Source organism: Streptomyces litchfieldiae (genome assembly GCF_031845365.1).
GTDB classification, from domain to species: Bacteria; Actinomycetota; Actinomycetes; order Streptomycetales; family Streptomycetaceae; genus Streptomyces; species Streptomyces litchfieldiae.
Genome location: NZ_JAVREL010000003.1, coordinates 106,807 through 118,592, shown reverse-complemented (window position 1 = coordinate 118,592; position 11,786 = coordinate 106,807). Strand labels below are relative to the sequence as shown.

The window sequence follows — 11,786 nt, the reverse complement described above, 5'->3', positions numbered from 1 at the left end:
ATCAAGGACGTGTCATCCGCAGCACGTCCAGCGCCTCGTCCAACTGCTCGATCGTCAGCTCGCCGCGCTCCACATGGCCCGCGTCGAGGACCGCCTCACGGATGGTCTTGCGCTCGGCGAGCGCCCGCTTGGCGACCTTGGCGGCGGCCTCGTAGCCGATGTAGCGGTTGAGCGGGGTGACCACCGACGGCGAGGACTCGGCGTACTCCCGGGCGCGCTCGGCGTTGGCCGTGATGCCGTCCACCGTGCGGTCGGCCAGCAGGCGGGCGGCGTTGCCCAGCAGCCGGATGGACTCCAGCAGGTTCTTCGCGATGACCGGAAGCATGACGTTCAGCTCGAAGTTGCCGGAGGCGCCGGCCGTGGTGACGGTCACGTCGTTGCCGATGACCTGCGCGGCGACCATGAGCACCGCCTCGGGGATCACCGGGTTGACCTTGCCGGGCATGATCGAGGAACCCGGCTGGAGGTCGGGCAGCGCGATTTCGGCCAGGCCGGTGCGCGGGCCGGAGGACATCCAGCGCAGGTCGTTGCAGATCTTGGTGAGCGAGACGGCGATCGTGCGGAGCTGGCCGGAGGTCTCCACCAGCCCGTCGCGGGCGCCTTGGGCCTCGAAGTGGTCGCGGGCCTCGGTCAGCGGCAGCTCGGTGACGCGCGCGACCTCGGCGATGACGGCGGCGGAGAAGCCGGGCGGGGTGTTGATGCCGGTGCCGACGGCGGTGCCGCCGAGCGGCAGCTCGGCCAGCCGCGGCAGCGAGGCGGTCAGCCGCTCGATGCCGTAACGCACCTGCGCGGCATAGCCGTTGAACTCCTGGCCGAGGGTGACCGGGGTGGCGTCCATCAGGTGGGTACGGCCCGACTTGACCACGTCGGCGAACTCGGCGCCCTTGCGCTCCAGGGCCGCGGCGAGGTGCGTGAGGGCCGGGATCAGCTCACCCGTGACCGCGCCGGTGGCGGCGATGTGGATGGAGGAGGGGAAGACGTCGTTGGACGACTGACTGGCGTTGACGTGGTCGTTCGGGTGGACCGGGCGGCCCAGGCGCTCGGTGGCCAGCGTCGCCAGCACCTCGTTGGTGTTCATGTTCGACGAGGTACCGGAGCCGGTCTGGAAGACGTCGATCGGGAAGTGCTCGTCCCAGCGCCCCTCGGCGACCTCCTCCGCGGCCTGGACGATGGCCTCGGCCATGTCCTTCTCGATGACGCCGAGCTCGGCGTTCACGGTGGCCGCCGCGGCCTTGATCCGGGCGAGGGCCGCGATGTGGGCGCGCTCCAGGCGCTGGCCCGAGATCGGGAAGTTCTCCACGGCCCGCTGCGTCTGCGCCCGCCACCTGGCGTCCGCCGGGACCCGCACCTCGCCCATCGAGTCGTGCTCGACGCGGTATTCGTTCGTACCACTCATGGGGACGAATCTACCGGGCCGGGTCGGCGGGGGGTCATCCGCTCGGCGCATGGGGCCGGGAACGGGTCCCGGCCCCATGCGGGCGGGTCACTCGGTGCGGAGGCCGTCCGGGCGCATCATGCGCCACAGGGGTGGCAGGCTCACCAGGGTCACCACCGCGATCATGCCGGCGCCGACCCCGGTCATGGGGAGGAACGCGAGCCAGCCGGTGACCGGCAGGCCGACCATCGCCATCAGGATCGCGCCCAGCCCCGTGCCGACCGCCGCGGCCAGGGTCAGGCCGAGCACCATGGGGACGGCGGTCTGCCACAGCACCGAGGCGCCCAGGGTCGTGCGGCGGGTGCCGAAGGCGACCAGGGCGGACAACAGCCGCCGCCGCTCCCGCAGTTGTTCGAGCATGGAGACGATCATGCTGGCCGCGATGATCGTCAGCACGCCCGTTGAGCCGATGAGCAGCGCCCGCTGGATGTCCAGCAGCTCGTCGGAGACACGCTCCGACTCGAACTCCCAGACGGCTGGCGGGGAATCCTCCCGCCAGGCCACGTTCCGCACGTGCTCGATGGTGTCCTCGGCCGCGGGGTCGACGGTGAGCCACGCCTGGGACCAGGGGTCCGGGATCAGGTCGGTGTCGAGGGCGGCGGGCGTGGCGAGGACGCCGACGCGCGTCCCGCCGCTCGGATCGACGCGGGACTCGACGGCGGAGGCCGTCGCCGGGACCGTCCACAGCTCGGGCTCGTCCGTCACCCGGCGGCCCTCGGAGTCGACACCGAGGTCGAGCTGCTGGCCGGGCTCCGGCAGGTCGGCCGAGTCCGCGCTGTCCGGGTCGGCGGCCAGGAAGACGTCGCCGTCCGCGCACCCTTCCAGATGGGCCACCTCATTGAGCGCGGCGCAGTCGCCGACCACGATCTCGCCGGTCGGGACGAACTCGCCGCCAGCCGGCTGCCCGGCCTTCGTGTAGGAGCCGTCGACCAGCCCGAACACCCCGGTGACGCCCGGCACGCTCTCCAGCCGCCCGAACAGTTCCTCGGTCTCCTCCCGGCCCAGGCCGTACGAGTTGACCGCAAGCTGGACGCGGGACACGTCCTCCCCGGTGGCCTCGGTCTGCTCGCTCCGGGCTCCGGCGAACAGCATGTACAGGGCGGTGGCGCCCGCGACGGCGACCGTGATGCCGCTCACCGTGCGGGCCGCCGCCCCGCTGCTGAGCTGGAGCCGCCGGGTGGCGAGCTGCCAGGAGGCCGGGCCGCCGCCCAGCCGGCCGACGACGCTCTCGACCAGCCAGGGCAGCAGGACCGTGGCGCCGGCGAGCAGCAGCACGACCCCCACGGCGGCCTGGGTCTCCCCGGTGCGGCTGCTGCCCTCGAACGAGCCGATCATCGGCAGGAGCAGCAGCACGCCCAGCGCCACCGGCACGAGGCGCCAGCCCAGCTTGCGGGGACGGGCGGTGCTCTCCCGGACCACGCCGAGCGGCTCGATGGCGATGCCGCGCAGCGCGAAGAGCGACACGGCCACGGCCGCGACCGGCACGCCGGCCAGGACCAGCGCGGCGAGCGGCGCGGCGGGCACGATGTCGGCGGTGAACGCGCTGAACCCCCAGGCCGTCACGCCCCCGAGAAGCTGCCGCAGCATCAGGAACCCGGCCACCCCGACGAGCAGCCCGCCGACGGCGCCCACCAGCGCCTCCCCGGCGGCGACGCGCCGGGTCATGTCGGTGTCCGCGCCCACCAGGCGCAGCGCGGCGAGCCGCCGGTCGCGGCGCTCGCCGCCGAACCGGACGGCGGTGGCGACGAAGACCGCGATCGGCATCAGCAGCACCACGCAGAGCACGACGATGAGCAGCACCAGCGCCGAGGGCAGCGGAGAGTCCGGGAACGAGGCGCCGAACCCCTGGGTCCGCGGCGCCTCGTCGCCCAGCGAGTCGGTGCCGGCGTAGTAGTACAGCTCGCCCGGCCCCGCCAGTCCCTCGTCGCCGATGACGCCGACGCGGCGGTAGTCGAGGCGTTCGGCGAGGAGCTCGCCCTTGGGCGAGTCCAGCAGCTCGGCCAGGGCCGGGGAGACCACCATCTCGCCGGGGCCCGGGAACGCCTCGACGCCGGGCGGGGGCTCCGCGGTGGTGTCGGCTCCGGCGTCGGGCTGGATCAGCAGGCCGTCGACCTCCTGGCCCCGGTACTCGGTGGCGCCGCCGGTGAACAGTATCGTGTCGGGCCCGGCCGTCACTCCCGAGGCGAAGCCGGGGGAACGGGCGTCGCCGCGCCGGTCGCGCTCGTCCATCACGTTGGGCACGGAGGCGGCCAGCAGCAGCACCACGACGCCGAGGCCGACGCCGGCGGCGGTCAGGACGGTGCGTATCCAGCCGGGGCCGCCGGTCACGGCGAAGCGCGCCCCGATGGCGAGCTCCCGCGCCCAGGCGCCGAGGGTCGCGTTCCTCACAGCGCCCCCGCCATGTCCCGGGCCCGGCCGTCGCGGACGACGACCTCGCGGTCGGAGTAGGCGGCGACGCGCGACTCGTGGGTGACGAGCACGACCGCCGCCTGGGACTCCCGGGCGGCGGTGACCAGAAGCTGCATCACGCGCTCGCCGTTGAGCGAGTCAAGGGCGCCGGTCGGCTCGTCGGCGAAGAGGACGCGGGGGTCGTTGACCAGGGCGCGGGCCACGGCCACGCGCTGGCCCTGGCCGCCGGAGATCTGGCCGGGCCGGTGGTGGCGCACGTCCTCGACCTCCAGCCGGGCCAGCCACTCGCCGGCGCGGGCCGCGGCCTCCTTGCGTCCGGTGCCGGTCAGCCGCAGCGGCAGGGCGACGTTCTCCTCACAGGTGAGCTCGGGCACCAACTGGCCGAACTGGAAGACGAATCCGAAGTCCCCGCGGCGCAGGGCGCTGCGCTCGGCGTCGGAGAGGCCGGACAGGTCGCGGCCGGCGTACCGCACGGTGCCGGAGTCGGGCGGCACGATGCCGGCCAGGCAGTGCAGCAGCGTGGACTTGCCGGAGCCGGAGGGGCCCATGACGGCGACCACCTCACCGGCGCGAATGGCGAAGTCGGCGCCGGCCAGCGCGGGCGTGGCGCCGTAGGACTTGTGCAGGTCGGTGGCGGTGAGCAGGGCCGGGGCTTCCGGTGCGGCGGTCATGTGTGGATCTCCGATGCGAGCCGCTCCAGACGGGCGGTGGTCAGCTCCAGCCAGCGCAGGTCGGCTTCGAGATGGAACAGGGCGTGGTCGCAGATCAGTTGATCGGCGAGGTCGCCGCCGATCTTGCGGCGGGTGAGCTCGCGCATCAGCCGCAGGTGCTCGGCGCGCTGGGTGTCCAGCAGGGCGCCGGCGTCCCGGCCGGTGAGCAGGGCGAGGACAACCTTGGTGTAGAGGACGCTCTGGAGATAGGGCTCGGGCTTCTCGGGCCCGGTGAGCCACTCGTCGACGTCGGTGATCCCGGCGTCGGTGATGGCGTAGCGCTTGCGCTCGGGGCCGTCGCCCGCCTCTATGCCGTCGACCTCGACGAGGCCGTTCTTCAGCAGCCGGGACATCGTCGAGTAGACCTGGCCGTAGTGCAGCGGCCGGTCCTGGCCGAAGTGGGCGTCGAAGGCGCGCTTGAGGTCGTACCCGTGCCGCGGGCCGGCCTCCAGGAGGCCGAGAAGCGTGTGACTGATGGACATGCCGACGACTATACACGCGAGGTATACACCGCGTGTATACCGGGCGCGAATAGCTCCGCCGTCACCCGGGCAGCACAGAAAGGACCCAAGCACGCAACGCCGCTTACCGCGGTCGCGTCTGATCCCCTAGCGTGAACAGGACCGGGCACCAGGGGCCGAACGGGGCGGAGACGACGTGACAGAGCAGACGGCGCCGGACGCGGAACCGGAGAGCGACACCGGTCCGGGCGTCGCCGCCCGGCGCCCGGCGCCGGACACGGCGGACGACAGCGCGGCGGACGGCGCGAGAACGGGCGCGGGCGCGTCCCCGGGCGCCGGGGCGCCGTCCGAGGACGCCGTGGACCCCGCCGCACGCGTCGTCGCGGCCCGGGCCGAGGAGGCGCGCGGCGCGCTGCTCAGGGCGCGCCAACTGGCGGTGGCGTTCGCCCGCAAGCCGTACTGGGAACGGCCCGGCTCCACCTGGGTCGTCCGGCGCTGGCCGGATCTGACCGCCTGTCTGGCCGCCACGTTCTTCTTCTGGCTGTCGCTGACGCCCTCGCTGGTCCCCCGGCCCTGGTACTACCAGGGCGCGATCGGCGGCATCACCGCGGCCATCGGCTACGGCCTGGGCGCGCTGCTGAGCTGGCTCTACCGGCTGCTGGCGCCCTGGCGGCCGAGCGAGCGGCTGCGGGCGCGCTGCTGGCTGGGCTATCTGCTGCTGCTGCCGTGGGCGGTGGCGTTCATGCTGGGCCGCAGCGCCGACATGCAGCGCGAACTGCGCCGGCTCCAGGGCCTGCCGCCGACCCTGACCTGGCACTCGCTGATGATCGCGCTGATCTCGCTGGCCGTGCTGGCGCTCCTGCTGGTGGTCGCCCGTCTCATCCGGCTGGGCACGCGCCTGCTCACGCGGCTGCTGAACCGTTTCGTGCCCTGGCCGATCGCGGTCGCGCTGGGCCTGGCGCTGTCGACCACCATCGTGGTCATCGGCACCCGGGACGTCGTGTGGGACCGCGGCATCCTCGAGGTCGCCGACCGGCTCGCCGCCGCGAAGGACCGCAGCACCGACCCGGGGGTGATGCGGCCGTACTCGCCGATGCTGTCCGGCAGCCCCGATTCGCTCATCGCCTGGGAGGACTTGGGCAACAAGGGCCGGACGTTCACCGGGACCGCCATCTCCGCCCAGGAGATCTCCGGCTTCACCGGCGAGGAGGCGCTCGATCCCATCCGCGCCTACGTGGGCCGCGCGGCGTACGACGACTACGCGGACGGCGCGGAGCTGGCCGTGCGCGAGCTGGAGCGCACCGGCGCGTTCGACCGTGCGGTGCTGGCCATCACCGGCACCACCGGCACCGGCTGGGTCAACCCGACGACGGTCGAGGCCCTGGAGTACATGCACGGCGGCGACACCGCGGTGGTCACGATGCAGTACTCCTACCTGCCCAGTTGGGCCTCGTTCATGGTCGACCGCAACGAGGCCGGCCTGGCCACCGAGATGCTGTTCGACGCCGTGTACGCGCGCTGGCAGCAGGAGCCCGAGGACGAACGCCCCCAACTCCTGGTGTTCGGCGAGAGCCTGGCCGTCTCGGCGATCGAGTCGGCGTTCGACGGCCTGGACGACATGATCGCCAGGACGGACGGCGCGCTGCTGATCGGCCCGCCCGACTTCAGCCCGATCCACAGCGAACTCACCGAGAACCGCGACCCGGGCAGCCCGGTGTGGCGGCCGGTGTACGACGAGGGCCGGCATGTGCGCTTCGCGCAGTTCCCCGAGACGGATCTGCGGCTGCCCGAGGGCGAGGTCTGGGAGGACCCGCGGATCGTCTACCTCCAGAACGCCTCGGACCCGGTGGTGTGGTGGTCGCCCGACCTGCTGTTCCGGCGGCCGGAGTGGCTCAACGAGCCGCTGGGGCCGGACGTCACCTCGTCCATCGACTGGTTCCCGTTCGTCACCTTCTGGCAGACGACCGTGGACATGGCGGTGTCGTACGGGGCACCCGCCCCGCACGGACACCGCTACGGCTCCAACCCGGTGGACGCCTGGGCCGCCATAGCCCCGCCGGAGGACTGGACCCCCACCGACTCCGAACGCCTCGGCTGGCTGCTGGAGGTCCGCCACCCGCCGAAGCACGGCTGGGCGGGCTAGGCCCCGTCCGGCCGGTCTGGCCGGGCCCACGACGCCATACACGGCACCTCGCTGCTCCCCCAGCTAACGCTGGGAGGTGCCCCCATTCGTACGAGCTGCGATACTCCGCCTTGTTGGGGGTACCTCCCAGGCCCCCAAGGGCCTGGGGGAGCACCGCGTCATGGGGGCACCTCCCAGGCCCTCGAGGGCCTGGGGGAGCCAAGGGCTGATCCTCCCCCAGACTCCGTCCGGGGGGACCCCCATCGACCGACCGGACAGGACCTACGCGGACCGGTCCTCGCTAGCTCTTCTCGCCGGGCCCGTCCGCCTGGCCGGGCGGCGGGGTGGGGGCCAGTTCCGCGATGGTCGCGCCGCTGGCGACCGGGCCGGCGCGGCGGTCGGCCTCCTCCTGGTAGGCGCGCAGATAGCCGACGACCGTGTTGGTGACGGCGATCAGCGGCACCGAGACGATGGCGCCCGGGATGCCGGCCAGCATCGAGCCGGCCGCCACGCCCAGCACCACCGCCAGCGGATGCACCCGGACCATCCGGCCCAGGATGAACGGCTGGAGGATGTGGCCCTCGATCTGCTGCACCAGCAGCACGACGCCCAGCACCATCGCCGCGTCCACCGCGCCCTCGGTCACCAGCGCCACCAGCACGGCCAGCGCGCCGGAGGCGATCGCGCCGACGAGCGGCACGAACGAGGCGATGAAGACGATCACGGCCAGCGGCACGGCCATCGGCACATCGATGACGAACAGGCCGATGCCGATGCCCACCGCGTCGATGAGCGCCACTATCACGGTCCCGCGCACATACCCCGTGAGCGTGATCCAGGCGCGCGGTCCGGCGCCCGCGACGCCCTCGCGCGCCGCGCGCGGCACGAGCCGCAGGAACCAGTGCCACACGCCCCGGCCGTCGTAGAGCAGGAAGAGCACGACGAACAGCGTGATACCCGCGCCGGTGAAGAACTCCACCACGTAGTTGACGCCTTCGAGGCCGGCGGAGGTCAGGGTGTCGCTGTTGTCGCTGATCCACGAGTTGATGTTCTCGACCCACTCGTCGAGGTTCTCCTCGGTGATATCGAACGGCAGTTCGAGCACCCAGTTGCGCAACTCCTCGACGCCCTTCTGGACCTGCTCCACCAGGTCCTCGGAGTTCTCTATCACCTGCCAGACCACGAACCAGCCCATCAGGCCCATGATGGCGAAGCCGCCGAACGCGGTGACCGCGGTGGCCGCGCCCCGGCTGAAGCCGATGCGCTTGAGCCAGCCGACGAACGGCTGGAGCAGCGCGGTGATCAGCAGCCCGGCGGCGAAGGAGATGACGAGCAGGCTGACCGCGCCGACCACCTGCATCAGCACCCAGATGACGGCGGCCAGCACCAGCATCCGCCAGCCGGCCTCGGCCGCCACCCTCACTCCCCACGGGATGGCCTCGGCGGGCTCCGGCCGGCGCCGGGCGGGCGGGGCCGGCGGGCCGCCCGGCGGGACACCCGCGCCCGCCTCCCCCGGCCGCGGCTCCTCGAGCGACGGGGCGCCGGCGAGCACCGCCCGGCGGGCCTTCGCCTCGAGCCGCTCGCGGGGCACCGGGCCGGTGCCGGTGTCCGTCACCACCCCCGCGGCCTCGGCCTCCGCCTCGCCGCGCTCGCCGGCCTCGTGCTCCCGGCGCTCCTGCTCGCGTTCGGCACCGGACCGCAGGCCCGACACACGCGATCCCACACGTGACAAACCGGCCCTGACCCGGCCCAGTCTTGACATCCCGTTTCCCTCCGCCCCCAGCTTTCTCACGCGGTGCGCGGGATGACGTTACCGCGCGGTGCGGCACGCCGGGGTCTCTCCCGGGTAACAGCGAGGTCCCCGTGCCACGGCGGCACGGGGACCTTCGTCGAACGCTGATGGCCGGTACGCGTCAGTACCAGTTGTTGGCCTGCCAGAACTCCCAGGCGCCGCACGGGCTTCCGTAGCGGTCCTCCATGTAGTTCACGCCCCAGCGGATCTGGGTGGCCGGGTTCGTCTGCCAGTCGGCGCCCGCCGAGGACATCTTCGAACCGGGCAGCGCCTGCATCAGGCCGTAGGCGCCGGAGGACGGGTTGGTCGCGGTGTAGTCCCAGCCGCTCTCGTGGTCCACGATGTTCGAGAAGCACTGGAACTGGTCGGCCGCCACGATCTGGGCGGCCATGGCCTGGACCTCCGCCTTCGTGTACGACGACTGCACCGGGAAGTCCGTCGACTCGCTCGCCGCGGCGGCGGCAGCGGCTTCCGCGGCGGCCTCGGCCGCCTCGCGCTCCGCCTGCTCGCGGGCCTCCCGCTCGGCGGCGGCCTTGCGCTCCGAGGCGGCCTCCGCCGCCTGGATCCGCGCGGACTCCTGCGCCGCACGCAGTGCGTCCGCGTTCGCCGCGTCGGCCTGCGACTCCGCCTGCTGCGTCAACGACGCGGTGTGCATCTGGGCATTCGTGCCAGCGGGTATCTCAGCGAGCAGCGTCGCATCGGCCGCGACGACCTCGACCTCCCCTGCGGGATGGCCTTGTTCGTCTCCCGAGGCGACACCGACGGCAGCACCGACGGTGGTCACCGCGGTAGCTGACGCCACTGCGAATCCCCGGACCGAAATCCCGGTCACACGGTTTCCTTCCGACATCGCCCACTCGGCTGACCCTGTGGGCGCAATCGTGCCCCTGACACGGACCTCCCCTGGTGTGGTCACAGGAGGTACTGGCCCGGTCGGGGTCCCGCGGCGAGGCGCGGCGACCCACATGTGCTTCGGGCGGCATACGGCGAGCGGCTGTTCAGTTGTAAAAAGCAGTCCTTGCGGTGTCCTTGGGGGACATCGTTGCCGTATGCGGGGCCTGACAGACGCACACACTGCCGGACGCGGATACCCCGAGGCAATTCAGTCCCATGTGGGAAAGCTCACAGGCGGTTTGGGCTTGCCAACGGGACGGGGAGGTCTTTCGGTGACCCTGCCAGGGCATTCACCTGCCGGACCCGGGCGCCCACGAGGCGTTTTGACACCGCCTCGCCCGTTTCGCCGAAATGGCCGCACACGACCGCACTTCCGCTCGCCCGCCCCTTTCGGAACGGACGAGCGGTAAAGCACGCTAAATCCGTCCGTCTTCGAGCATTTCCGTCACCAGCGCGGCGATCGGCGAGCGCTCGGAGCGTGTGAGGGTCACATGGGCGAACAGCGGATGCCCCTTGAGCTTCTCCACCACCGCCACCACGCCGTCGTACCGCCCGACCCGCAGGTTGTCCCGCTGGGCGACGTCGTGGGTGAGCACCACCCGCGAGTCCTGGCCGATCCGGGACAGCACGGTCAACAGGACGTTCCGCTCCAGGGACTGGGCCTCGTCCACGATGACGAACGCGTCGTGCAACGACCGTCCGCGGATGTGCGTCAGCGGCAGCACCTCGAGCATGCCGCGCGCCACGACCTCCTCGATGACCTCACGCGTGGTCACCGCGGACAGCGTGTCGAAGACGGCCTGCGCCCACGGGTTCATCTTCTCGGCCTCGGTGCCCGGGAGATAGCCCAGGTCCTGGCCGCCGACCGCGTACAGCGGCCGGAAAACGACCACCTTGCTGTGCTGCCTGCGCTCCAGCACGGCCTCGAGTCCCGCGCACAGCGCCAGCGCCGACTTGCCCGTGCCGGCCCGGCCGCCCATCGACACGATCCCCACCTCGGGATCGAGCAGCAGGTCCAGCGCGATCCGCTGCTCGGCGCTGCGGCCGTGGATCCCGAACGCCTCCCGGTCCCCGCGCACCAGCCTGACCCGGCCGTCCGGGCCGACCCGGCCCAGCGCACGGCCCCGTTCCGAGGAGATCACCAGCCCGGTGTGCACCGGCAGTTCCGCGGCCTCCGCGTCGTACACGCTCTCCGTGGCGAACAGTTCGTCCACGGCCTCGCCGCTGAGGGTGACCTCCGCCAGGCCCGTCCAGCCGTCCGCCTCGGTGATGGCCAGTTCCGCGCGGTACTCCTCCGCCGCGAGCCCGACCGACGACGCCTTGATGCGCAGCGGCAGGTCCTTGGAGACGACCGTGACGTCGTGGCCCTCGGCCTGGAGGTTCCGCGCGACGGCCAGGATGCGCGAGTCGTTGTCCGCCAGCCGGCCCCGCTCGTTGAGCATGGCCGGCGGGAGCACGGCCGGATCCGAGTGGTTCAGCTCGACGCGCAGCGTGCCGCCCAGTTCGCCGATCGGCAGCGGGGTGTCGAGCCGCCCGTGCCGCACGCGGTACTCATCGAGGCGGCGCAGCACCTGCCGGGCGAAGTAGCCGAGCTCGGGGTGGTGCCGTTTCGCCTCGAGCTCGGAGATGACGACGACCGGAAGGACGACCTCATGCTCGTCGAAGCGGGTGATGGCCGCCGGGTCGGCGAGGAGAACACTGGTGTCCAGGACGTACATGCGCCGGTCGTTCGAACGCTTCTTGCTGGTGACCACGAGTGGACGAACCCCCTCGGATGAGGTGCGGGGAACAAGGCGCCCAGGGCGCCGGGGGTCAAGACGGCCGGCCCCGGCCCGTTGCACACGGGCCCGGTACCGGCCCTGTCCCCGGCTGAAAAGAGGGGTGTCGTGGTGCGCAAGCGGGCCTCCCGGCGGACCGCGCCGACGCGCGGCCCGCGGTGAATATGCCCGCTTGCCGCGCATCT

Annotated in this window: 8 protein-coding genes; 1 reads left to right on the top strand and 7 read right to left on the bottom strand. The window is 72.5% G+C overall.

Features of this window, described 5'->3' with window-relative positions; all coding sequences use genetic code 11:
* Nucleotide 1: 1 nt before the first annotated feature.
* From RM590_RS07080 to RM590_RS07065, 4 genes are all read right to left on the bottom strand, one after another.
* A complete protein-coding gene (locus RM590_RS07080) occupies nt 2-1,396 on the bottom strand; it encodes a class II fumarate hydratase (RefSeq protein ID WP_311703522.1) in 1,395 nt (464 codons plus the stop codon).
* Between the two features lie 87 nt (nt 1,397-1,483).
* Entirely contained in the window at nt 1,484-3,823 is a 2,340-nt protein-coding gene (locus RM590_RS07075) for an FtsX-like permease family protein (protein ID WP_311703521.1), read from the bottom strand.
* Nucleotides 3,820-4,515, bottom strand: coding sequence for an ABC transporter ATP-binding protein (locus RM590_RS07070; protein ID WP_311703520.1), 696 nt, complete (start codon nt 4,513-4,515; stop codon nt 3,820-3,822). Before RM590_RS07070 ends, RM590_RS07075 begins: the two co-directional genes overlap by 4 nt.
* On the bottom strand, nt 4,512-5,036 hold the full coding sequence (locus tag RM590_RS07065) for a PadR family transcriptional regulator (RefSeq protein ID WP_311703519.1): 525 nt from the start codon (nt 5,034-5,036) through the stop codon (nt 4,512-4,514). Before RM590_RS07065 ends, RM590_RS07070 begins: the two co-directional genes overlap by 4 nt.
* Nucleotides 5,037-5,427: 391 nt before the next feature.
* Here RM590_RS07065 and RM590_RS07060 point away from each other — a divergent pair, with 391 nt between their 5' ends.
* Nucleotides 5,428-7,158, top strand: coding sequence for an alpha/beta hydrolase (locus RM590_RS07060; RefSeq protein WP_394813827.1), 1,731 nt, complete (start codon nt 5,428-5,430; stop codon nt 7,156-7,158).
* 280 nt (nt 7,159-7,438) lie between these two features.
* Here the strand turns inward: RM590_RS07060 and RM590_RS07055 are convergent, their stop codons facing one another.
* The 3 genes from RM590_RS07055 to RM590_RS07045 form a co-directional block, all read right to left on the bottom strand.
* On the bottom strand, nt 7,439-8,899 hold the full coding sequence (locus RM590_RS07055; RefSeq protein WP_394813813.1) for an AI-2E family transporter: 1,461 nt from the start codon (nt 8,897-8,899) through the stop codon (nt 7,439-7,441).
* Between the two features lie 151 nt (nt 8,900-9,050).
* Nucleotides 9,051-9,761: an aggregation-promoting factor C-terminal-like domain-containing protein gene (locus RM590_RS07050; protein WP_311703516.1), complete on the bottom strand. Its 711-nt coding sequence runs from the start codon at nt 9,759-9,761 to the stop codon at nt 9,051-9,053.
* Nucleotides 9,762-10,239: 478 nt separating this feature from the next.
* Nucleotides 10,240-11,541: a PhoH family protein gene (locus tag RM590_RS07045; protein ID WP_311703827.1), complete on the bottom strand. Its 1,302-nt coding sequence runs from the start codon at nt 11,539-11,541 to the stop codon at nt 10,240-10,242.
* Nucleotides 11,542-11,786 lie beyond the last annotated feature (245 nt).

Coding starts and splice junctions, on each gene's coding strand:
- RM590_RS07080 (WP_311703522.1), bottom strand. CDS start 1,396: ATGAGTGGTACGAACGAATACCGCGTCGAGCACGACTCGATGGGCGAG.
- RM590_RS07070 (WP_311703520.1), bottom strand. CDS start 4,515: ATGACCGCCGCACCGGAAGCCCCGGCCCTGCTCACCGCCACCGACCTG.
- RM590_RS07065 (WP_311703519.1), bottom strand. CDS start 5,036: ATGTCCATCAGTCACACGCTTCTCGGCCTCCTGGAGGCCGGCCCGCGG.
- RM590_RS07055 (WP_394813813.1), bottom strand. CDS start 8,899: ATGTCAAGACTGGGCCGGGTCAGGGCCGGTTTGTCACGTGTGGGATCG.
- RM590_RS07045 (WP_311703827.1), bottom strand. CDS start 11,541: ATGTACGTCCTGGACACCAGTGTTCTCCTCGCCGACCCGGCGGCCATC.